Origin of the sequence: Bradyrhizobium sp. CCBAU 53421 (genome assembly GCF_015291625.1) — a bacterium.
GTDB lineage: Bacteria > Pseudomonadota > Alphaproteobacteria > Rhizobiales > Xanthobacteraceae > Bradyrhizobium.
Window position 1 is genome coordinate 4455887 of record NZ_CP030047.1, and the last position, 21971, is coordinate 4477857.

Here is a 21971-nt window from a genome sequence, read left to right on the forward strand (position 1 = left end):
TGACATGACCGCTGAATTGCCGCCGAACTCGCAAGCGCCGCGTGCGTTCTCCCTCTCGATTGGCCAGCTCACGTTCGGCAGCTTCTTGCTGGTGCTGGCTGTGATCATCATCACATCCACCGCCAGCGTGATCGCGATCCGGCACATCGACACGACGTTTGCCGAGCTGCAGCGGCTGCAGAGCGTCGGCGACATCGCCGAGGACATCGATCGTCGCACCAACGAGCTGCGGCTGGCGGCGCGGGACTTCGTCACCGAGCCCGGCAGCCAGTCGGCCCAGGTCGCGGAGGCGGCCCAGTCATTGAGCGAGATCCTGAAGAAGACCCGGATCGAGCTGGCGCCCGAACAGCAGGACATGATCGACGGTGTCACCCAGCGGCTGGCGACCTATCGCAGCGGGATCGAGCGCATCTCGGCGCTGCTGAGCCGCCGCGCCGAGATCGTCGCCGGGCTGCCGCCGCTGCGCGACGCGTTCGACAAGGCGGTCGCCGGGAGCAATGACGCGGCGCTGGCAAACACGCTGTCGCTGGCCCAGAGCCGCATTGCCACCGCGCTGCTGGCGCACAACACGTCGGCCGCCGAGCAGGCCGCGCAAAGCATGCGGGCGATGACCATCGCCGATCCCGCCTTGCGCAGCGCGGTCGACAACTATGCCGAGGCGATCAGCGCGATCTCGGTGCGCGAGGGCCAGATCGCCGACATCGACCGCGAGGTGCTCGGCGCCGAAGGCCGCCTGATCCAGAAGGTCACCGAGCTGTTGCGCGAGCTCAGCTCGCGCCGCGGCCATGTGCTGTCGCGCGACTTTGCGCGGACACTGGCCGAGGCAAAATGGCAGAGCATCGTGCTCGGCACGGCGGGGGTGCTGATTGGCCTGTTCGCTTCGGTGCTGGTGGTTCGCCGCACCGTTCGCCCGCTCGCCAGGATCGCTGGATCGATTCGCAAGGTCGCGGGCGGCGAGAAGAGCGCGTTCATTCCAGGCGCCGACCTCGACAACGAGATCGGCGACATCGCGCGCGCCGCCGAAGTGTTCCGCCAGACCCTTGTCGACGCCGACAGCGCGCGCGAGGCTGCACTGCGCGCGCTCGCCGAGCAGCGGCTCGCCGAGGAGAGCTACCACAAGCTGTTCGAGGCATCGGTCGACGGCATCTACGTCACGACGCCGGGCGGCGCGCTGCTCAACGCCAATCCGGCGCTGGCGCGGATGATGGGCTACGCCACGCCGCAGGACCTGATCAACGGCATCGGCGACATCGCCTCGACCGTCTATGTCGATGCGGCGGCACGGGAGCAATACCAGCAGCTGATGCTGCGCGACGGCACGGTGCGTGACTACGAGTATCAGGTGCGTTCACGCGACGGCACCGTGCTGTGGCTGTCCGATTCTGCGACCGTCGTACGCAACGACGAGGGCGAGGTGATCCGCTACGAGGGCACGGTGCGCGACATTACCGACCAGAAGCGCGCCGAGGATGCCATCGCCGAAGGCCGCCGGCTGTTGCAGATGGTGATCGACACGGTGCCCGCCGTCATCAACGTCAAGGAACGCAATCTGCGCTACGTGCTGATGAACCGCTATATGGCGGGCATCTTCGGCATCGAGCCGCAGGACGCGATCGGCCAGACCACCGCCGAGCTGATGGCGCGCTATGGTGCGGCCAAGACCGACGAGAACGACAAGCGCGTGCTGTCGGCGCGGCGCGAGCTTGGTTTCTATGAAGAGGAGTACAGGGACGCAGCCGGCAACATGCGGCAATGGCTGGTCAACAAGCTGCCGATCCTCGATGCCCAGGGCGACATCGAGAACATCGTCACCGTCGCGCTCGACATCGGCGAGCGCAAGCGCTCCGAGCAGGAGATGCGCAAGGCGCGGGACTCCGCGGAGGCTGCGCTGCGCAACCTGCGGGAAACCCAGAATTCGCTGATCGAGGCCGAGAAGCTCGCCGCGCTCGGCCGCCTGGTGGCGGGCGTCGCCCATGAGGTCAACAACCCCGTCGGCATCAGCCTGACGGTGGCGTCCGCGCTTGAGCGCAAGACCGCGAATTTCGCGACACAGGTAGAGCGCGGCGACTTGCGCCGCTCGAGCCTCAACGACTTTCTGAACACGGCGCGCGATGCCTCCTCGCAGCTCGTCGCCAATCTGAACCGCGCCGCCGAGCTGATCCAGTCGTTCAAGCAGGTCGCCGCCGACCGCAACTATTCGGACCAGCGCACCTTCGATCTCGGCGATCTGACCGAGCAGGTGGTGATGAGTCTGCGGCCCGGCCTGCGCAAGCACAATCTGACGCTCAACGTCGATTGCGAGCCGAACCTGATCATGAATTCCTATCCCGGACCGTATGGCCAGGTGCTGACCAACCTGTTCCTCAACGCGGTCGCGCATGCGTTCCCGGACGGCAAGGCCGGCGAGGTCGAGATCCAGGTCCACGCCTCGGGCAACGACTATGTCGAGGTGATCTTCGCCGACAATGGCTGCGGCATGAGCCTCGACGTGCGGCGCCGCGCCTTTGATCCGTTCTTCACGACGCGGCGCGACCAGGGCGGCACCGGGCTCGGGCTGCATATCGTCTACAGCATCGTCACCAACCGCCTCGGCGGCCGGCTCTCGCTGGATTCCGCACCGGGCAATGGCACCCGCATCCAGATGATCCTGCCGCGCGTCGCGCCGCTGGAGCAGGCCGCGGAGTAGGCACGAAGCGTGATGGCTGGCCGCGGGTTCGCTCTCGGTCCGTCAGCCTGAGGAGCGCGCAGCGCGTCTCGAAGGATCGACGGCCACCAGCGTGGCCGTGCACCCTTCAAGACGCGCGCAAGAGCGCGCTCCTCCAGCGACAAAGGCGAAGCCTTTGCGCGGGGGTGACGAATCTAGCAGCGAGTCTCGAACGGCTAATTGATATCGGCGAGCTTGTGCAGGGTGGCGCCGAAGATCAGGCTGGCCTTGCCGACCAGCGCGGTTCCGCTCATGGTGCCGCGGGTGTCGGTGAAAGTCCCGGAGACGCCGATGCCGACCGGTGCGGGCCCGCCGAACAGCGGGTTGTCGGTGTCGCGCGGCGTGGTGTGGCGTTGCACGAGGACCTCGCCCTTGAACGCGTCACCCTTCACCGTGTAGCTGCCGGTGTAATACAGGTAGGCATCGCCGCCGAGAATTTGCCCGTCGCGGAAGAGAATCACTCCGCTGCCCTTGCCGACGCGTCCATCCAGCAGGGTGACGTGGATTGAGTACAGCCCGTTCTTCATAACGTCCCATCGACCGGCTGCCGCGCCCGCAGCAATCCGGATTGGTTTTTTATGCCAAAGCGAGCAACCTCGTGCAATGCGGCAGGTTGATTCCGGGGGTGTCCGGAGTGACCGTGGACCCTCGGTTCCTGCCAGTCGGTGTGACGGCGCGATGACAGCGGACCGTGCGCGCGAATCGAACTGGCCCGCGAAATGCATAGCTCTGGTTGCACTGGCCGGTGAGTGCTGGAGCAACATACATGACAGACAGGATGGAAGCTGGCGGCCGCTTTGCGGGCAGGTATGACGATCCCGGAACCTTGGTTGGCCGCCGCCGCGGCCGGATGCGCGTATCTCTGCCGCTTGGTCTGGTCGCGCTGTTGTCGGTCGCCGCTGCGCAGCTTGCGCAGGCACGCGATCCCGACGGCCGCTACGCCAATTCGCCGCTCAAGGAATGGTTCGACGGTCTGCGCAGTGGCAAGGGGCCGTGCTGCTCGGATGCCGACGGCAGCGCGGTCAGCGACGTCGATTGGGAATCGAAGGACGGGCACTACCGCGTGCGCCTCGACGGAGCCTGGATCGACGTGCCCGATGAAGCCGTGGTCACCGAGCCCAACCGGGTCGGCCGCGCCATGGTCTGGCCGATCAAGAGCTACATGGGCGTGACGATCCGCTGCTTCATGCCGGGCAGCATGACGTAGCGCACCGGCCGTCGGCTCACGCGTATTTCTTGTCGCGCTCGAGCAGCTCGATCGAGATGCCCTGCGGGCCGCGGATGAAGCAGATCCGTACGCCGGGACGGATCGTGGTCGGTTCCTTGGTGAACTCGACGCCCTTGGCCTTGATCTCGGCCGCGACCGCGTCGATGTCCTTCACGGTCAGCCCGAAATGATCGAGCCCTTGATAGGGCGTCACCGGCGCGGCGTTGACGCCGTCGCCCTGTGTCACCTCCGCGATGAAAACCTTGGCCCCGCCGAGCTGAACGTCGATGCGGCCGGGGCCGCGGATGATTTCGCCGCCGAGGATGTCGCGCAGCCAGGTCGCGGTGGCCTCAGGATCGGGGCTGCGCAGATGGACGTGGTCCCAGGTGACGACGGGCATTGCGGTCTCCTTGTTGTTCTCGCGCCGCTTGGGTGCGCGGCACTCGCTCTCGGGCGGCGCAAATCTAGCGAGCGGCGGGCTGTGATGCCACCCCGTGCAGCCCGTCGCAAGATTGTCGTCCCGGAATGAAACCATTCCGGCCCTCGGTGATTGTTCTCGCGTGGCCGCTCGACCTGCGGCCGTCCCGGATGCCGCGATGCTTGCGGCGACCGTGCCGGGATGGTGGGCTTGATCGGGCGAGGGTGAGGGCACGATGATGCGGATCGGCCTGGCGTCGTTTCGAAGGTTTGCCGCCGGACGTCTCGGTGAGGGCGGCTTCTACGCCAGCCTGCTGCTGTCGGTGATCGCGGTCGGCGGGATCGCGGCGTGGTTCATGCTCCCCGAGCCGAGCGATGCCGGAGACCGGGATGTCTGGCCGGTGTCTTCCACCGTGATCCGCACCGTGCAGGATGCATCGACCGGGGCGCAGCCTGCCCAAATCGCAAAGGACGCACCTGCAGATGAGTCAGTCACGGTCGGCGTGGCCACTGCCGGGCAGCCGGCCGAGGCGGCCAAGGCGTCCGAACCCGGTGCCGGAAGATCGCCGCTGGACCGGCTGCGGATCGCCTCGCAGTCCTGGCAGCGTGGCGGGCTGGGTTCCAAGGTGCTGGTCACCCTGACGCTGCGTAACGCCAATGATTTCGCGGTGAAGGATATCGAGATCGCCTGCGCCTTCATCCGTAGCGACGGCAGCCCCGTGACCGAACGCAAGCGGCTGATCCCGGACACCATCGCCATGAAGAGCCGCAAGACCTACCCGCGGATGCTGATCGGATTCGTCAACGTTAACGCAAACAAGGCGAAATGCTCTGTCGTGACCGCTAGCCGGGTCTAAACCCTGCATCCCGAAAAAGTGACCGGGAATTGACTTGCCGGGTGAACCGTAACGGCCAGGCAGGAACTAACTAATAAGCCGACCGTTAGAGAACGACCCGGAAGCGCTGGATGGCGACTGTCCGGGTGATCTTGCGCAAACGATGAGTTCGTTGCGCGACAACTGTTGTTGTCGCGCCGAGATGAACCGCGCCCGTGGTGCGGGGGGAGCTACCAAATGCCTGTGGCGCGTTATTTCCTGTTCGTTGGTGGCGTGCTGCTCGCGCTGCTCTTCGTCGTTAGTGCCATCGTGCCGCAGGAGGCCGTGGTCGCCACCCAGGGCCTGTCGTCGCCCGGCGTCGACAACAAGACCGTGGTCCGCATCAAGTCGACCCAGAAACTGCCCGAGCGGGTGGTGTACGACACCAACCTGCCGACCATCGTTCCGGCGCAGGTGAACGCGGTTGCCGCGGCGACCCCGCCGGCTGCCGGCGATGCCTCAGCACAGGCCCGCGTCCGCAACACGTTCGCCCAGTTCATCCCGCCGGAGAAGGCCGACGCGCAGAAGGGCGCGGTCGTGGCCGAGGCGAAGCCGGCCGAGCAGCCGGCGCAGGCCCAGCCGCAGGCACCGAAGAAGCGCAAGGTTGCGCGCTATCACAGCCATCCCCAGCAGCCGATGCGGCTGGCCCAGCCCGGCATGTATCAGCCCTACCGCGTCGCGCAGCAGCAGCCGCGGATGGGCTTCTTCGGCGGGTTCGGGACCTGGTAGGCTGCGACACGCCGCAGCCGGTAATCGATATGCCGCCGCAAACACTCGCGGCGGCATTTTCATGTCGGCGATCGCAGACGGGTAACCAGCCGCAGGAAACCGCCCCGGGTGGTGGTTAGCGCGGCAGGCGCGGAATCTTGTCGGCGAAGCCGTTGTAGCAGGTCAGCCGCTCGTCCTCTTCCTTGACGAACCGGCATTCGTTGACGCCCTTGGCAGGGGCGGCCTTCGGCTTAGGCTGCGGCTTGAAGATCTCGTCGTAGCACATCAACCGCTCCTTGGTGGCGTCGTCGATGTCCTGGCAGGCCTGGAGCTTCTGCGCGACCGATTGCGGCTTGCCGGGGGCCGCTGCCTTCTCGCCCTTCTTGGCCGCCAACTTCTTGCCGACCTGGACCAGCGGCTTGTCGCCGACCATCGGCTGCGAGGCCGCCGCGGGTTTGTCGGCGGGCGCCGGGGCCGGAGTGGTGCCTTGGGCAAGCGCGGCAGCCGGGCAGAGGAGCGCCAGCGCGAGGATGATATGTCTCATGTTGAAAATGTCCGAAATGGCGTGATGACCGGAAGGATGGCGCCGGGGATCGGAAAAGCCCGGCAAGCCCCGAGGCTTATCGCAAGTTCTGTCCGAATCCTACCCCGGAGAGGGCCCACCCGGCACCGATCCACCGGCAAAAACAGGGCTATTCGTCGCCGGTTCGGCCGCAAGCGGGCGTGATTTGCGTTTGCCGGGCCGGCCAGCTATGACGACGCCATCTGCGCGACTGGCGCTTGGATGGACCACCATCGGGGAGCGCAGAGACTGAACGCCGCGCGCCTGGGCACCGCTTCGAAACGGAGGTGCCATGACGGCGAACATTCTTGACGGGCATGCACATGCCCAAATTGTCATCGACAAGGTTGCGAACGATCTGGACCGGCTGCCCCGCGCGCCCGGGCTCACAGTCGTGCTGGTCGGCTGTGACCCGGCGAGCCAGATCTATGTGCAGAGCAAGGTCAGAATGGCCGAGCGGCTTGGCCTGCGCGGCGAGGTTGAACGGCTGCCGGATGACGCCAGTGAGGCCGATCTGCTTGCCAGGATCGAGGTGCTCAACGCGCGCGACGATATCGACGGAATCCTGATCCAGCTGCCGCTGCCGACGCATATCGACGCCTTGCGCGTGATGGCGGCGGTCGATCCGGCGAAGGATGTCGACGGCCTACACGCGCTCAACGCCGGCCGGCTGTTTCACGGCGACGATGCCCTGGTGCCGTGCACGCCGCTCGGCTGTCTCAGGCTGATCAAGGCGATCCGGCCCGATCTCACCGGCGCGCATGCCGTGGTGATCGGCAGCTCCAACATCGTGGGCAAGCCGATGGCCGCACTACTGCTGCAGGAGCAGGCGACCGTGACACAGACCCACATCCACACCCGCGGCATCAGCAACATCTGCCGCCAGGCCGATATCCTGGTCAGCGCGGTGGGCAAGGCCGGCCTCGTGCGCGGCGACTGGATCAAGCCGCAGGCCATCGTCATCGACGTCGGCACCACGCGCGTCGAGAAGCCGGACGGCGGCTACGCGGTGTGCGGCGATGTCTTCTTCGACGAGGCGGTGCAGGTTGCCGGCGCGATCACGCCGGTGCCGCGCGGCGTCGGCCCGATGACGATCGCCTGCCTGATGGAGAACACCGTGAAGGCCGCGAAGGCGAGGGCCGCGCGGCTGCAATAACGCGGCAGGCCTGGTGCGAGGCGCGAGCGGCCGGGGCCGCACGCGTCTCTCCTTCACCCACCGAGGTCCCGTGCGCGAAGATCATGACGTCGGAGGTAATGGAAAGCCCGCAGCGTTGGTCTATCGTCGCGCGACAGACGGAGGCACGCGATGCTCTATGCGGACGATCTCACCGAGGGCCAGACATTCCAGCTCGGGAGCTACACGATCGGCGAGACGGAGATCCTGGAATTCGCCGGCAAATATGATCCGGTGCCGATCCATACCGATCCCGTCGCGGCCGCGGCGGGCCCATTTGGCGGCCTGATCGCGAGCGGCTTCAACACCATCGCGATCTATCAGCGGTTGGTCGTGGAGGCGATCTGGACCAAGGTGGCGGGCATCGTCGGGCGGAGCTTCGAGATTCGCCTGCCGAGCCCGGTCCGCCCGGGAGCCACGCTCACCGGCCAATCCCAAATCCAGAAAATCACCCTCAGGCCGGAGCGGCGTGACGCCGTCGTGATCTTCAGGACGGAGCTGGTCAACGATGAGCAGCGTCTCGTTCTTGTCCTGGTTCTCGATGCGCTGATCCATATGCGGCCGGCGGAGCAACGGCCGGCATAACCTCCGCCCGGATCGATCTGGCCGCCCGGCAAAGCTGCGGTTACCATAGCCTATCGATGGCGTCGTCTTGATATGGCCAGGGCGACAAGTTCGCCGATGCGGTGCAAGACGGATGGTATGGGCGTGAAGCGCAGCAAGCAGAAGCCCGGCGAGATCGAAGCCGGACAGCGCAAGGCCGAGCAATGGCACCGCTTGCAGGCGCAACGCGCCGCCGAACGGCAACGTCTTCGTGATTACAAGATTGCGCTGGCGCGCGACGAGGTTCCCGTGGATACAGCGCGGCTGGCGCCGTCGAACAGCTATTCGATTCCTGATTTCGTCGAACGCGGAACCTATCGGCCCGAGCCCTTCGTCTGCAAGGATTGCGGCGTTGCCGAGGTCTGGACGCCGTTGCAGCAGAAATGGTGGTACGAGACCGCAAAGGGCGACGTGTTCACCAAGGCCGTGCGCTGCCGGGCCTGCCGCACCAGGGAGCGCGCACGCAAATCTGCCGCGCGCCGCGTGCATCTGGAAGGACTCGCCAGGAAGACGCCGCCTGCCTCGTAGAGGTACGCCGGCGCCACATTTCACACAGCGGTGGATCTGGAACCCGCGCACACCTCGGTCAATGCGTCGCGCGTGCGGAACGTTTCGTGGCCTGATCGGTTCGAGACTTCGAAGCCCCCGGCGAGGGGTGCGGGCGGGGAGGAACCAGCCAAGGATACCACGCGGCCGGAACCAACAAGAAGGAGCAGCGGATGAAGCTTAATTCCACGCAAGTCAAACAGACCATGACGCAGTTGAACGCGCAGGTGCTTCCGGATGATCATCCGGCGGTGGCGCAACTGAACAGCGTGTTCGGCGAGCACACATTCTTCGTCGACACCAGCGGCCTCAAGGTCCTCGAACCGGCGCAGAGTTCCGACATGCCGGGGCAAACCGGTGAAGTGGTGAGCCTTGCCGAGTGGAGCGATCCGGAGCTGACGTCGCTGCGGCCGCACGAGCCGGAACCGACCGGCGTGCTCATCACGCTCGAACCCAGCAAGCACTGAAGCGAAACGCGACCGCACAAAGAGATTGGAGCATGATCCGATTCAATCGGATCGTGCTTCTGAGCGCCGCATCGGACGGCACCGCAATCGGCCTTCTTGATGGCGACAATTTCCAACGTCACCTCAAGAGGTGCCGAAAGTCACATAGCAAATCAGCGCCGCCTGCGTATGCATCGGTTCGAGATGGGTATCCAGGCGGTGAGGGGCAGATGGGGATCGTGCGGCGCTGGAGCTCTGACGAGGACGAGAAGCTCAGAGAACTCGCCAGGGCCGGCAAGAACGCTCTCGAGATCAGCAACGAACTGACCCGCAGCGCGTCGGCCGTGCGCCGGCGCGCCGAGGTGCTGTCGGTCCTCATCATGGCAAAGGCGTTCCGCGCGCGCCCCTCGCACGTCGCCACCCATCTGGAGCGGGTCGCGATCGACGCGATCCGGCATCGTCGGCCGTTTCCCGCGGGTGTCGGGCCGAGCACCATTGCCGGAATGATCGAGAAGGGCTGGATCCTGCCGGAGCTGGGCCGGAAATACCGCGTCACCGATGCCGGCGTGGAGGCCGTGCGGCGGAAGATCCCGAGCGGGTGAGGCGGGCAGCGGCAAGACGGGCCATGGACTGACGCGCGATCGGCGCGGCGGGATGCAAGATTCTCCGCCCGGGAAGGGCGCTCGCGCCGTTCAAGGAGGACGAGACTTGCCGCCGGCGCTCTCCCGTCCGTCCAACCATCCGACCCGATCGCACCGATGCTCAACGTCCAGCAAGCTCCTGAAGACCGATACCAGCGTTTCGCCGACCTTGCGCCGTTCGTTCGTGAAGCGATCAGCACCATCGCCGCATTGACGCCGTCTCAGCGGCTCGATGTCGAATTCCTCGAACGTGAGTTCATCCCTGCGCTGGGGCTCAATGACGAATTGCTTCACGAGCAGCCGCCGGAGCTTGCGCCGAGCTTCGGCAAGGGTCTCCACCTCTGGCAATATCCGAACCAGCTTGCGCCTTACCTCGCCTGGCTCGCGCCCATGTCGACCGGCTGAAGCCGGACTTCGTCTTCATCGACGGCGACCACAGCCTGCGCGGAGCGATGCAGGATCACCTGCTGGTGCGCTCCCACGCCAGCATCATCGTGCATCATGACGTCCACTCCCAGGCCTGTCCGGACACGACGCTGCTCTGGAAGGCGCTGAAGCAATTCGAGGCGCCGGGCTTCGATACGTTTGAATTCATCAGCCAGTATCCGTCCGTCAACGGAACGTTCCTCGGCATCGGCGCGATGAAGCGGCGGTCCGTCTAAGCTTCGGCAGTGTCATGCGCCCGCTGCCGAGCAAGCGCGCGGCAATAGCCGCCGTGCAAAGCGTGACGGCGCCGCTGACGATGAACACGGCGCTCAAGCCTCCCCGATCAGCGATCCAGCCCAGCAGCGGACTTCCGATCGCCATGGCGACGTCAAGAAATGCCGTGTAGAGGCCCATCGCCAGGCCGCGATTTTCGGGCGAGACGCCCCGAACGGCCTCGACACCCAGCCCGGGAAAGACGAGCGAATAGCCGAGGCCGGCGAGCGCGGCGCCGATGGATGCAGTCGCGCCACCTCCCGCGAGCCCCATCAGGACCAGTCCGGCTGATTGCACCAGCACGAACCAGAGTGCGACCCTGGCACCGCCGAATTTGTCCGGCAGATGACCGCAGATCACGCGGACGCCGATCAGCGCGACGCCGAAGGCTGTAAAACCGAGCCAGATCGGTTCCCAATGCCTGATGGCGTAGAGCAAGGAGCCGAAGGCGAGGATCGCTCCGTAGCCGATGCTGCTGAGCGCCGCGGCAACGCCCGGCAACCACACCGCGCCGATCACGGACCCGACGTCGGATTTCGCCGTCCGTGGCCGGGGCAGGGGCCCCTTCGCCCACACCAGCAGCAAGAGGACGAGCAACGGCAATACGGAGCTGAAGGCGCCGATCGCAACAAAGCCATGCGACGCGAACAGCATCGGACCGAGCGGACCGCCAGAGGCGAGCGCCGCGAACATCGCCGTTCCGACCCAGGCGATGACTTTGCCAGCGTGTGCGGGATCGACCAGGGCGAGGCCCCAGCTTACACCCCCGGTGATGATGAAGCTCTCTGCACCGCCGAGCGCCGCGCGTCCAACGAGAAGGATCGCTATTGAAATGATCGGCACACTCTCGAAGACCGACGACAGAACATACAGCAGGCCGGCAACCAGCGCCGTGACGAGACCGGTTACGACGGCGCGTTTTCCTCCCTTCGTGTCGGAATAAGCGCCGGACCACACCCGGGACAGCAGGGACGCCGCGAATTGTGTGCCGGCCACCATGCCAACAACGATGCTTCCGAAGCCGAGATGGTTCACATGCAGCGGAAGCACCGGCAATGCTGCGCCGACGACGAGAAAGCCTGCCAGAACGGCAGCCATAACGGGCAGCAAGGTGATCGCGACTGAGCGTGCCGCCTTGGATGGCGAGAGCGAATGCGACATGTCGTGACTGGCCGTCTTCATGGGTGCACGCGGCGCATTTGGACTGATCAGTTGGCGGAGCGCTTCTCGAATACGGCGCGGGCGACGGGCGCGGCCGAAAATGCGTTCGGCCATCCCGCATAGTAGGCGAGATGGCTGATCACCTCCGACGCTTCAGCGCGTGTCAGCCCGTTATCCATCGCCCGGTTGAGATGATAGGGGATCTGCTCAACTTGGCCGGTGGCGATCAATGCACTGACGGTCACCAGGCTGCGATCGCGTGGCGCAAGGTCAGGACGAAGCCAGAGATCGCGGAACAGGACCTCCGCGGTGTCGCGCACGAGGCCTGGTGAAGCTGGTCCTGTGCCTTGCTCCACCCGGGCCGCCCGGGCGGCCTCGGACGTCTCGTCCAGCGGCAGCAAAGTGACCGAAGCATCGGGAAGCTGATCCGGGCCAATTCCGCGTGCCGCGAACATGTCCTTGGCGATCGCCGTCGCGGCCATTGCATTGCCCCAGCCGGCATAGAAGGCGAGATGGGTGATGATCTCGGAAATCTCGCCGGGTTTGACGCCATTGTCGAGTGCAAGGGTCAACTGCTCGGGCAGAAGGATGCCCTGGTTGCGGGCGATGACCGCGGCGACCGTGACGATGCTGCGATCGCGCGGTGTCAATCCGGGCCGCTTCCAGAGATCGCTGGCGAGCTTGTTCGTGGCGTAGCGTGCGAGCGCCGGCGACACCGCCCGCACGTCGTCGCGCGACAGGGGCCCGGTTTGCGCGCCTGCTCTCGTCTCTGCATCAACGGCTCCCATGGATAGCGCGAGTGCCAGGATGGTCGAAGTTTTCATGGCGAACCCATTCAATGTTTGCTCCCGCTTATCGGTACTGCTCGTCGGAAACCGGTTCGAGCCAGTCGACATTCTTGCCGTCCTGCATGTAGCTCACCGCGATGTGGGCCATCGGACTGGTGGCGGTCGCGCCGTGCCAATGCTTGACGCCGGCCGGAATCCAGACGACATCGCCCGTATTTATCGTGCGCTTGTCCTTGCCGTCTTCCTGCACCCAGCCCTGGCCCGTCGTGACGATGAGCAACTGACCGGCGGGATGCGTGTGCCAGACGGTGCGTGCTCCCGATGCGAAGTTGACGAGGCCCGTGCTCGCACGGGTGAATTCCGTCGCTGGATACAGCGGACTGATGACCGCCCGACCGCTGAAATTGTCCGCGGCGCCGAGCATCGCGGGCGTGCTGCCGTTGAGATGGATTTCGATGCCATCCGCTTGCGCAGACACGACGCCGGTTGCGCCGATGGCCGCTGCTGCAAGGACCTTCTTCATTTGCGTATTCCTCCGGTTCTTTCGTGAGGGATCAGGACAGGGATACGATGCGGAGAGGAAACTTTCCGCGCATCAGCAGGGCATCGAAGTTGCCGTCGATGTGGCCGAGCCGGATCAAGCCTTGCGACCAGCGGTAGCCCGTATGGAACAATGCGAGGTTGCCCCAGGGCACGTAGTAGCAAAGATCGCCTGGCCGTTCGTTGCCGAACGGTCCGCTGCCTTCCTCAGTGAGCTTGCGCGGCAGGTAGCTGATCTTCTCGTTGTTCGCGTAATCGTCGATCTTGAGGCCAACGAGCGGGAGCATCGACGCGAAATCGCGCGCCGACGGATTGTCTTCTAGCGTCGCCGCCATGGTCTGTTCGTTGAAGGAGATGCCGACTCTCATGGACGCTGGTCCCTGTGCGTATCCCCGCGACGATGCGAGGTCGCCGAATGGTGCGGCCGTCGCGGAAAGCAGAGCGCTCCGCAGCACGGTGCGGCGATCGATGATACGGAACGTCATGGCGCCGGCCTTCCATGGTCTATGGCGGCCGCGGTTGCGGCGAGCGCCGAACCGAGCAGCAGGGCCCCGCCGAGCGCGAGCGGGCTCCACCATCCGAGCGCGTCGAACAGAAATCCGCCGGCTGCTGCGCCCAGCGTAATGGCGAACTGGATGATGGCGACCTGCAGTCCGCCGCCGGCTTCGGCGTCATCAGGGAGCGTGCGGCTCAGCCATGTGCCCCAGCCGACCGGGGCGGCCGTACCGAAGAAGCCCCAGCCCAGCAGCAGGCTTGTGACTGCTGCCGGCATCGAGCCGAGCGCGATCAATGCGGCAGCGAGCGACGCCATGACGAGCGGAATCGCAATGACGATGCTGTAGAGCCTCGTTTTCAGCAGCTGGCCGATGGCCCAGGTGCCGGCGACGCCGGCAATCCCCATCAGCAACAGGATCGCCGACAGGGCGGAGATACCAATGCCGGTGACCGTTTCAAGGAATGGGCGCAGATAGGTGAACACCGCGAACTGGCCCATGAAGAGCAGGAAGATCGCGGCCATGCCAAGCGCCACCTGACGGCGCAATAGCAGCTTTAATACATTGCCCGCGCCATCGCGCCCGCACGGCGGCAGCGCGGGAAGGCCGATCCACTGCCAGATGAGCGCAAGCAGTGCCAAAGGCACCACGAGGAAGAAGGCGCCGCGCCAGCCGACGTGATCGCCGAGCAGGCTTCCGAGCGGTGCCGAGACGGTTGCAGCGATGGCGTTGCCGGCGTTGATCATCGCGAGCCCCTTCGGCACGGCGTCGTGCGGCACCAGACGCATTACGATTGCGGTGGACATCGACCAGAAGCCGCCGATGGCGATCCCGAGCAGGGCGCGGCCGATCATCAGCACGGCATAATTGGGGGCGAAGGTGACGACGAGGCCGGAGACGACAAGCAAGAGCGAGGACGAGGTCAGCACCAGCTTGCGGTCGATGCGCTTCACGAGATTGGCGATGCACAGGCTGGTCATGACTGCGAAGATGCCGGAGACCGAGATCGCCTGACCCGCCCGGCCTTCGCTGATGCCGAGACCCTCGGCGATCGGCGTCAGCAGGCTGACCGGCATGAATTCGGAAGCGATCAGGACGGCGACGCACAGCGCCATCGAAAGCACGGCGCCCCACGCCGCGTGTGGCCGCACCAATCCGTCGTCGTAGGTCGTGTCCATCCGTTTCCACCGCACAAGGGGTCCGGTTCAAATCCGGCAACCCGTCTGCGTGGGAGGTAGCACCGGCGGATTGCTGTGATTAGGCGGTGAAATCTGTTTGAACTTATCGACTGTGCCCATAAATAAGGGTGGCAGTGGAGACTGAGGGTGCGCGAAAACTTCAACGATCTGTTGTGGTTCCTTGTCGTGGCGGAGGAGCGTAGCTTCACCAAGGCGGCGGCGAAGGTCGGCGTCACGCAGTCGACCCTCAGCCACACCATCAAGCGGCTTGAGGCGCGGTTGGGAATCCGGCTTCTCGCCCGGACCACACGAAGCGTTTCGACCACGGAGGCCGGCGAGCGGCTGCTGCAATCGCTCGCGCCGCGCATCGCCGAGATCGAGACGGATATTGCGGCGCTGACCGCATACCGCGACAAGCCTTCGGGCACCGTGCGCATCACCCTATCGGACCACGCGCTGGACAATCTCGTCTGGCCGAAGCTCGAGCCGGTGCTCGCGGATTATCCCGACATCAAGCTCGAACTCAGTCGCGACAACGGCCTGCGCAATATCGTGGCGGATGGTTTCGACGCCGGCGTCAGGCTCGGAGAAAGCGTCGAGAAGGACATGATCGCGGTGCGCATCGGGCCCGACTGGCGTCTGGTCGCTGTGGGCGCGCCTGATTATTTCGCCAGGCACGGTGTGCCGAAGACCCCGCAGGATCTGGTCGGCCACAGCTGCATCAATCTGCGCTTGACGACGCGCGGCGGTTTCTATGCCTGGGAATTCGGCAAGGCCGGGCGAAACGTGCGGGTGCGCGTCGACGGTCAGCTTGCTTTCAACTCGACCCAGCCGATGGTCAAAGCCGCAATCGCGGGCTACGGCATCGCGTACGTGCCGGAGGAGACGGTGACTGAAGCTATTGCGTCGGGCCGCCTTCAGCTCGTGCTTGACGATTGGTCGCCGAAGTTCTCCGGCTATTATCTCTATTATCCCAGCGGTCGTCAGAACTCACCGGCGTTCAAGGTCATCGTCGATGCGCTCCGGCATCACGGCAAGTGACGACGGTTGCGCGTCGACGTCGGGCGTGGAGCCGTGGATCACGAATTCGCCGGTCGCTCGCCGAGATTCAGCTTGCTCTTGTCGCCGCCGGCCCACGCTAATGTCTTCGGGTCCATCACGCGGAACCAGAGCGGCGGGATCGCAGCCAGCCCGAACATGCCGGTGTAGCCGTTCGGCAGCCGCGGGATGTCGTCGAAATCGCGCAGCGACTGGTAGGGGCGCATCGGGTTGGCGTGGTGGTCGGAATGACGTTGCAGGTGGAACGTCATCAGGTTCGAGACGATGTGGTTGGTGTTCCAGGAGTGGCGCGGCTCGACCGCCTGGTAACGGCCATTCGGCAGCTTCTCGCGCAACAGGCCGTAGTGCTCGACATAGTTGGCCTGGGTCAGCGCATACCAGCCGAGGAAATGGTGCGCGACGATGAACGGCGCGACCTTCCAGCCGAACAGCGCAATCAGGATGGCCGCGACGACGAGCGTCAGCGCAAAGCCTTGCAGGATCTCGTTGTTGACCGACCAGACCGGCTCGCCGCGCCGGGTCAGTCGTTCGGCCTCATTGCGCCAGCCACGCTTGAACGCGCCGGGCAGTTCGCGGGTGGCGAATGCATAGATCGATTCACCGAACCGCGCGCTTGCGGGATCTTCGGGGGTCGCGACCCAGGTGTGGTGGCCGCGATTATGCTCGACGCGGAAATGGGCGTAACCCACCGCGCAGTTGGCGAGCATGCCGAACAGGATGTTGAGCCGGTCAGGCTTGTGGCCGAGCTCGTGCCCGATCAGCAGCGCACCGCCATTGATGGTGCCGACGCCGAGCAGCAAGGCGACATAGGACCACCAAGGCAGCTCCTGCGTGCCGAAGAAGGCGATCAGGGCGACGTAGTTGATCCAGGGAAACACCACGGTGATGCGCGCCAGCCGCAGATAGTACGGATCGGCCTCCATCGCCGCGACCACTTCGGCCGGCGGATTGTGGGTGTCCTCGCCGATCAGGACATCGAGCAGCGGGATCAGGATGAAGATGAAGACGAACGGGATCAGCGTCACCAGCGGATTGTGCGTCCGTAGGAACAGCCAGTAGGATAACAGCGGGATCAGCGGCGGGATGAACGAGAGCATCCACAGATAGCGCTTGCCGTCCCGGTAGGTGATCGTCTCGCCAGCGGCATTGGTGCCCGTGAAGATCATCGCATTCCCTCCAGCATCTCTTGTCGAGGCGGCGTTCGCCGTTGTTGTGTGGAGGATGCCGCGAGGCGGGCCTGCGCCGCCAGTTCCCAACAGGCCAATTTTGTGGCATTTTGCGCCAAAGCTGTTCGGCTGCACGTTCGCGAGGGAGGGCGCCAACGCAATGCAGGGATCGGAGGCGGATGCCCTTCGCATGCCGGTGTCCGTGAGCTATGCGCGGGCGCTGGTGCGGGCGTTCGGCAAGACGCGTGGCGAGCGCGATGAGCTGCTGCAGGGCACCGCAATCCAGCAGGACACACTCGACCAGCCCGGCGCGCATATGCCGGTGTCGTCGCTGGTGATCCTCGCCGCCAACATCACCCGCCGGCATGGCGAGCTGTGGCCGCTGTCGGCCGCGGCGGTCTGGTCGACGTCGCTGCAAGGGGCGCTCGACGTTGCGACCAGGACAGCGCCGACCATCGCGGATGCGCTCAACACCGGCGCGCGCTTCGGGTCGACCCGCGCACCCTTCATACGCAACCGGCTGCGCACGACGCCGCGCTCGATCCAGATCGAAATCTCTCCTGCGGTTGCCATGGACGGCGCGCTGTGGCGCGCCGTGGCGCTGGCGGTCAGCCTCAACGTGCATGCGGTGTATGTGCAGCTGCTCGAGGATACGATCGGCCAGGCGACCCTGCAGTTTCCCTGGCCGCCGCCAGCGGGCGCGGAGCGGCTGATGCAGCATTATTCCTGCGCGGTGAAGTTCAACGCGGCCGCCTTCATCTTCGACGTGCCAAAGGCCTTGTGCGCGCGACCTTCGCCGTTTGCGGATCCGGAGTTGCATGCCAAGGCGATCGAGGCGCTGGAGGAGATCGAGAAGCCGCGCTCGGACACCGCGGCGTTGGCGCGGATGGTCGAGAGCCTGATTGCGGCGCGGCTGCCGCAGCGGCTCGGCGAAGAGGAGGCCGCGCGCCTCGTCGGCACCTCGCGGCGAACGCTGGTGAGGCGGCTCGCGGAGGCCGGCTGCGCCTTCCGCCCGCTGCTTGACGGCGTGCTGCGCGAGCGCGCCCGGACAATGCTCGCGGCGGGCACGCAATCGCGCGACGAGATGGCGGCAGCGCTCGGCTACACCGACGCCACGAGCTTCAGCCGCGCCTGCCGGCGATGGTTTGGGGAGAAGAGTTTGCGCAGCTAGCCCAGCGGCGCGCTTTGGCGCGGCTGCGCAGGATCTCCAGCTTGCGAGATGTGAGGTTGGATGGCTGGCGCGTCGCTGCGTTGACGCTTCGAGACCCACGCGACAAACGGGTAGGCCAGCAGCGCCAGATAATTTGTGGGCATCGGATGATCGACGCCGAATGCCTTCGGATTCTGCCCCTTCGGAAGATAGGCGCTGCCGAACAGCACGTCGTAGAACGAGAGGCATCCGGCGAAGTTCTTGTCCCTGGCTGCTGTGTCGCTGCTGTGGTGCCAGTGGTGAAATTCCGGCGACACCAGGATGCGGCGCAGCGGTCCATAGTTCAGGCGGACATTGGCGTGAACCAGCCAAGTCTGCCAGAAGTAGATGAGAAGGTAGGTCCCGATCGCTTCCGCCGAGAAACCGAGCGCGTAAAGCGGAAACAGTGCCCCGGCCTTCATGAACATCACGTCGAGCGGGTGCTGGTGAATCGCCGCGAGCCAATCCAGTTCTTCGACCGCGTGATGGACGGAATGGATTTCCCACAGGGCAGGCACGACGTGCAGGATGCGATGCGTCCAGTAGACCCCGAGGTCCGCGATCAAGATCGCGATGGGCACTTGCACCAGATAGGGAAGATCGCCGATCGTCTGTGTCACCGCTGCTGGCAGGATCGACTGCTTGACCAAAGTGGCCACCGCCATGATGGCGATCACGCCGGCCAGCACCAGCCAGCCGTTGAGGAACAGGAAGGCCATGTCGGTCAGCAGGCCACGCCTAAGAATCTTCTGGGGCCTTGCGGCGAGCAGTCGCTCGAAAGGCACGAAGATCAAAACCACCAGCAAAAGCTGCTTCAATCCCGATAAATCGTTCATTCAAGATAGCCGCCTGAAATGGCAGTAGCCTATCACCCCGGCGCCCAACAGCGTCAAGAGGAAGGAAAGCCTAAGCCCAAGAAGCGTTAAGCGGGAACGTTAATCGGCCCGAATCCAGTTCGCCGGCGGGCGACCTCCGGCCGGGACCTCGATCGGCTTTCGGGGAATGAGCATGCCAAAGGGAGATAGGGACCCTGGCTTTCGTCGATAGTCGCGCGTGAGCGGTGAACGTTGTTGTGGCTCGCTACAGACCAATCGTGCCAGGCCTATCTGCCGGTCAGTGCATGAAAGCCACCATCAGCGCAATCGTGACCAAGGCGTATGTGCTGGTAACGGTGATGCCCAGATATAAGCGCTCCATAACGGCCTCGCTGCCTTTCAAGGTGAGGTGCCGCCCCCTCGTGGTTCATCGTAGCGCTTGCTGCGCGGCGCGAAGTTGGAATTTCGACTTACGGTGGCTCTACGGAAAGCACCATCGGGATTAGTCCTTGTGGGCCACCCGGTTTGCGCCGATCCCGCCTGTCGCTGACGCGCGCGATGGGCTAATTGAGCGACGGTGCATCCAGGGCACCACGACTTGGAAATTGTTGCTTGCTTGCATCAAGGATCAGGACGTTCGGAATGGTCATTGGCTGGCTAACGCTGGCCTTTATTGCGTTTGCCACACTGTCCCCGATCCAGGACCGCCCCTCGTTTGCTTCCGATCCGCACGTCGAGCATTTCGCCGCGTTCGCGGTGATGGCGTTGGCCTTTGTGTTAGGCTATCCCCGGCGCGGCATGCTGGTCGTGCTCTTGGTCGTTTTCAGTGCGTTCACGCTCGAAGCAATGCAATTGCTAACCCCTGACCGGCACGGCCACTTGGCCGACGCAATCTTCAAGGTTGCAGGAGGCCTCGCCGGCATCGCAGCGGGCCACCTGCTACTGCTGCTCGTTCCGCGCAACCAGTCCAGCCGGTGACTTTGACCGTTGAACTTCGCGAACGGCCAAGCAGCTTCTCCAGCCGTCGAGAAAAAGGCGCCTTGCTGAAGCGAGCACGACAGTCAGATGCTACGGCCTCCGTGTTTATGCAGCGTTGTCATAGTGCGCGACACAGGCGGTCAGCAATTTGCTCGTGGCAAATACACCTCCGCCATCCAACGCATGGTAGTTCAAATGAGGCATTCATTCGGAGTTTGATGCCGCGTCTGCGCCCTTCCTAGCTTCGCTTCAGACGAGCGATCCTTTTGTAGTCGATCCACAACTCGACGAATTCGTGCTCGTCCAAAAAACTCTCGGCTCGGCGCTTTGCCTCTTCGTCGTCACTGCAACGAAGTTCATACGTTGCGCGTGCGACGCCGGCCGGGTCTACTCCAAATGCCACGTAAGGTTTGCGTTCTTCAATCATCTTGTCCTCACGAACTAATGGCAGTCCGATTGACGCAACTCGGCGTCATTGCAAATCGATGAATCTCAAATAACGAAAGAGGCCGCTGGCCGCTGAACAGCGGCCTCCTGGACCCCGATTTCAAGTGAACGTCTTGGCAATAAAATCGCCGCCGAAGGTCCGATATTAGTAGAGGGCAAATGCGTTACGCAGTGAAGTCGAAACACGCCCATCCACACAGGGAACTGTTGTGACGTTGCGAGCGCGACACACTTCTGTGACCTCGGAGCGATCTACATCGCGGCGAATCTCGGTCGGAGCCCGGACGGATTATCGATTTCGTGCGCGCCAGTCGGTAGCAAAGCCGATCGCTGTTAGCGAAATCAAATCCATCAAGATTTTGAGTGGCTCGTGCACGACGGTAGTCCGAATCCGCGGAACCATGTTCGATGCAATCGGTGATCCGCGGGTTCGATATTTTCACGAGCCTGCGCCGATAGCGATTGGAGCGAAGGGGAAGCTCTATGTCGGGCTGTGCAAGGCTGGATAAATAGTCCGGTTCGACGACGATGATTACGCGCCGCACTACGTTGATCGGATGCTGGTCTTTGTGCAGGGGCGTGCTGCGGATTTCGTGCAACCTTTCGGCTTTCGCAACGGCCATATGGCCGAAAATGCTTCCGACCTTTTGCTGACCCGCGGATGCTCTATTGCGCTTGATCGGATCGGACTCGGCGTATCAGCATCGAACTTGCACGGCGAACCTCGGGCGGGCGGCATCGGTCGAAATATCGACATGTCGAGTCCGGCTGCGTGTGTGCAAGTTCACAGAAGCATCGAAAATCAAGTGCTATGTTTAAGAAGATATTGCGGTCGTTCATATTGCTGACGGAGTCTACGATGAATTGCACGGCGCCGATACAGGCAAGGTTCCTCGTTCGAAGAGGAAGCACCGACTGGATGGTCTACGATCGACAACGCAAGGGGGCGGCCCAATTGAACGATTACAGTTTGGCTGAGAAACTGACGAAGGAGCAGGCCGAGCAGATTAAGCAAAGGCTGGCGACTTGGAACCCTCAGTCTACTTGAACTAGCCCGAAACGCCCTTCGCGAAGTTTGATTGCCTCGCCCCCGTGACTGTTGCGGCGCATAGGCTGATTTTAGGAAAGAGGAGCCGGCGCCAGGGCCTGAACGCCAGCTCCTCCGAAACGGAGACCGTAAGACGTTCCCCAAACCGGTCCCGTCCCTCTGAAAAGCCTGCGCCGACCTGCTTGCTGATTTGCTAACGGCGTCGCTCGGCTCGCCCCCGACATGCGGTGAATGGATATCGTTTTCCGGCAGGCCGGGCGGGAGTAACCCTTAATGCCGTTGCTTAGGGGCGGAGCGAGCGGCGGTATTGGAGGTAGCCTGTCGGCTCCCGGCCCTTACACCCCCACCCGGTCGGGAGTTGACAGAATGGCGACCTCGGCGCGCCGTCCGCGTCGGGGTCGTTCCTCGTTGCGCACATCGCATTCAGAACAAGCGTCAAACCGCCCTGCTGCGTTGAGCTGCTCGCAACACGAAAACGATCATCCAGAGCGAAATCGGCTCGTCCTAAACCATTGTATGATCGATG

Annotated in this window: 25 protein-coding genes and 1 riboswitch; of the genes, 14 read left to right on the top strand and 11 right to left on the bottom strand. The window is 64.2% G+C overall.

Annotated features, from left to right (window positions below; translation table 11 throughout):
• The first annotated feature begins 4 nt into the window (after positions 1-4).
• Positions 5-2686, top strand: a complete 2682-nt coding sequence (locus XH92_RS21165; protein WP_194460891.1) for a PAS domain S-box protein — start codon at positions 5-7, stop codon at positions 2684-2686.
• Positions 2687-2880: 194 nt separating this feature from the next.
• Here XH92_RS21165 and XH92_RS21170 read toward each other — a convergent pair whose 3' ends face one another.
• Positions 2881-3231 carry a GrlR family regulatory protein gene (locus XH92_RS21170; protein WP_026192881.1) on the bottom strand — a complete coding sequence of 117 codons (351 nt, stop codon included), beginning with the start codon at positions 3229-3231 and terminating at the stop codon, positions 2881-2883.
• Positions 3232-3554: 323 nt separating this feature from the next.
• Between XH92_RS21170 and XH92_RS21175 the strand changes: the two genes are divergently transcribed.
• Positions 3555-3911: a hypothetical protein gene (locus tag XH92_RS21175; RefSeq protein WP_194461358.1), complete on the top strand. Its 357-nt coding sequence runs from the start codon at positions 3555-3557 to the stop codon at positions 3909-3911.
• Between the two features lie 16 nt (positions 3912-3927).
• Here the strand turns inward: XH92_RS21175 and XH92_RS21180 are convergent, their stop codons facing one another.
• The gene (locus XH92_RS21180; RefSeq protein WP_194461359.1) at positions 3928-4311 is read right to left on the bottom strand and encodes a VOC family protein; all 384 of its coding nucleotides are present in this window, start codon (positions 4309-4311) and stop codon (positions 3928-3930) included.
• A gap of 256 nt (positions 4312-4567) precedes the next feature.
• Between XH92_RS21180 and XH92_RS21185 the strand changes: the two genes are divergently transcribed.
• A complete protein-coding gene (locus tag XH92_RS21185) occupies positions 4568-5185 on the top strand; it encodes a hypothetical protein (protein ID WP_194460892.1) in 618 nt (205 codons plus the stop codon).
• A gap of 216 nt (positions 5186-5401) precedes the next feature.
• Positions 5402-5932, top strand: a complete 531-nt coding sequence (locus XH92_RS21190; RefSeq protein ID WP_194460893.1) for a hypothetical protein — start codon at positions 5402-5404, stop codon at positions 5930-5932.
• A gap of 115 nt (positions 5933-6047) precedes the next feature.
• On the opposite strand, the gene XH92_RS21195 is transcribed toward XH92_RS21190, so the two are convergent.
• A complete protein-coding gene (locus XH92_RS21195; RefSeq protein WP_194460894.1) occupies positions 6048-6455 on the bottom strand; it encodes a hypothetical protein in 408 nt (135 codons plus the stop codon).
• Positions 6456-6670: 215 nt separating this feature from the next.
• Positions 6671-6750, top strand: a riboswitch (ZMP/ZTP riboswitch).
• A gap of 15 nt (positions 6751-6765) precedes the next feature.
• Here XH92_RS21195 and XH92_RS21200 point away from each other — a divergent pair.
• The 7 genes from XH92_RS21200 (at position 6766) to XH92_RS21230 (ending at position 10545) form a co-directional block, all read left to right on the top strand.
• Positions 6766-7629 carry a bifunctional 5,10-methylenetetrahydrofolate dehydrogenase/5,10-methenyltetrahydrofolate cyclohydrolase gene (locus XH92_RS21200; RefSeq protein ID WP_194460895.1) on the top strand — a complete coding sequence of 288 codons (864 nt, stop codon included), beginning with the start codon at positions 6766-6768 and terminating at the stop codon, positions 7627-7629.
• Positions 7630-7779: 150 nt separating this feature from the next.
• Positions 7780-8232: a MaoC/PaaZ C-terminal domain-containing protein gene (locus XH92_RS21205; protein WP_194460896.1), complete on the top strand. Its 453-nt coding sequence runs from the start codon at positions 7780-7782 to the stop codon at positions 8230-8232.
• Positions 8233-8355: 123 nt separating this feature from the next.
• Positions 8356-8778 carry a zinc-ribbon domain containing protein gene (locus tag XH92_RS21210; protein WP_210345568.1) on the top strand — a complete coding sequence of 141 codons (423 nt, stop codon included), beginning with the start codon at positions 8356-8358 and terminating at the stop codon, positions 8776-8778.
• A 191-nt stretch (positions 8779-8969) separates the two neighbouring features.
• Positions 8970-9263 (top strand): hypothetical protein, encoded by a 294-nt coding sequence (locus XH92_RS21215; RefSeq protein ID WP_095735203.1) that lies wholly within the window; start codon positions 8970-8972, stop codon positions 9261-9263.
• A gap of 209 nt (positions 9264-9472) precedes the next feature.
• Positions 9473-9844 (top strand): hypothetical protein, encoded by a 372-nt coding sequence (locus XH92_RS21220; protein ID WP_194460897.1) that lies wholly within the window; start codon positions 9473-9475, stop codon positions 9842-9844.
• Positions 9845-10000: 156 nt separating this feature from the next.
• Positions 10001-10288, top strand: a complete 288-nt coding sequence (locus XH92_RS21225; protein WP_194460898.1) for a hypothetical protein — start codon at positions 10001-10003, stop codon at positions 10286-10288.
• Between the two features lie 47 nt (positions 10289-10335).
• The gene (locus XH92_RS21230; RefSeq protein ID WP_194460899.1) at positions 10336-10545 is read left to right on the top strand and encodes a hypothetical protein; all 210 of its coding nucleotides are present in this window, start codon (positions 10336-10338) and stop codon (positions 10543-10545) included.
• On the opposite strand, the gene XH92_RS21235 is transcribed toward XH92_RS21230, so the two are convergent.
• From XH92_RS21235 to XH92_RS21255, 5 genes are read right to left on the bottom strand one after another with little or no spacing between them, the layout of a single operon-like run.
• Positions 10496-11857 carry an arabinose transporter gene (locus XH92_RS21235; RefSeq protein WP_246788509.1) on the bottom strand — a complete coding sequence of 454 codons (1362 nt, stop codon included), beginning with the start codon at positions 11855-11857 and terminating at the stop codon, positions 10496-10498. The two genes, XH92_RS21230 and XH92_RS21235, sit on opposite strands and share 50 nt — an antisense overlap.
• Positions 11791-12567, bottom strand: coding sequence for a carboxymuconolactone decarboxylase family protein (locus XH92_RS21240; protein WP_194460900.1), 777 nt, complete (start codon positions 12565-12567; stop codon positions 11791-11793). The genes XH92_RS21235 and XH92_RS21240 overlap by 67 nt, the downstream gene beginning before the upstream one ends.
• A gap of 28 nt (positions 12568-12595) precedes the next feature.
• On the bottom strand, positions 12596-13054 hold the full coding sequence (locus tag XH92_RS21245; RefSeq protein ID WP_194460901.1) for a cupin domain-containing protein: 459 nt from the start codon (positions 13052-13054) through the stop codon (positions 12596-12598).
• Between the two features lie 31 nt (positions 13055-13085).
• Positions 13086-13556, bottom strand: coding sequence for a cyclophilin-like fold protein (locus tag XH92_RS21250; protein ID WP_246788510.1), 471 nt, complete (start codon positions 13554-13556; stop codon positions 13086-13088).
• Positions 13553-14743 (bottom strand): MFS transporter, encoded by a 1191-nt coding sequence (locus XH92_RS21255; protein ID WP_194460902.1) that lies wholly within the window; start codon positions 14741-14743, stop codon positions 13553-13555. Before XH92_RS21255 ends, XH92_RS21250 begins: the two co-directional genes overlap by 4 nt.
• Positions 14744-14890: 147 nt before the next feature.
• On the opposite strand from XH92_RS21255, the gene XH92_RS21260 reads away from it, so the two are divergent.
• Positions 14891-15784: a LysR family transcriptional regulator gene (locus XH92_RS21260; RefSeq protein ID WP_194460903.1), complete on the top strand. Its 894-nt coding sequence runs from the start codon at positions 14891-14893 to the stop codon at positions 15782-15784.
• A 38-nt stretch (positions 15785-15822) separates the two neighbouring features.
• Here the strand turns inward: XH92_RS21260 and XH92_RS21265 are convergent, their stop codons facing one another.
• The gene (locus XH92_RS21265; RefSeq protein WP_194460904.1) at positions 15823-16968 is read right to left on the bottom strand and encodes an alkane 1-monooxygenase; all 1146 of its coding nucleotides are present in this window, start codon (positions 16966-16968) and stop codon (positions 15823-15825) included.
• Between the two features lie 190 nt (positions 16969-17158).
• Between XH92_RS21265 and XH92_RS21270 the strand changes: the two genes are divergently transcribed.
• Positions 17159-18139 (top strand): AraC family transcriptional regulator, encoded by a 981-nt coding sequence (locus XH92_RS21270; RefSeq protein ID WP_194460905.1) that lies wholly within the window; start codon positions 17159-17161, stop codon positions 18137-18139.
• Here the strand turns inward: XH92_RS21270 and XH92_RS21275 are convergent.
• A complete protein-coding gene (locus XH92_RS21275; protein ID WP_246788511.1) occupies positions 18136-18975 on the bottom strand; it encodes a sterol desaturase family protein in 840 nt (279 codons plus the stop codon). The two genes, XH92_RS21270 and XH92_RS21275, sit on opposite strands and share 4 nt — an antisense overlap.
• Before the next feature lie 639 nt (positions 18976-19614).
• Between XH92_RS21275 and XH92_RS21280 the strand changes: the two genes are divergently transcribed.
• Positions 19615-19950 (top strand): VanZ family protein, encoded by a 336-nt coding sequence (locus tag XH92_RS21280; RefSeq protein WP_194460907.1) that lies wholly within the window; start codon positions 19615-19617, stop codon positions 19948-19950.
• A gap of 238 nt (positions 19951-20188) precedes the next feature.
• Here the strand turns inward: XH92_RS21280 and XH92_RS21285 are convergent, their stop codons facing one another.
• Complete coding sequence (locus XH92_RS21285) at positions 20189-20377, bottom strand: hypothetical protein (protein WP_194460908.1); 189 nt, start codon at positions 20375-20377, stop codon at positions 20189-20191.
• Between the last annotated feature and the right edge of the window lie 1594 nt (positions 20378-21971).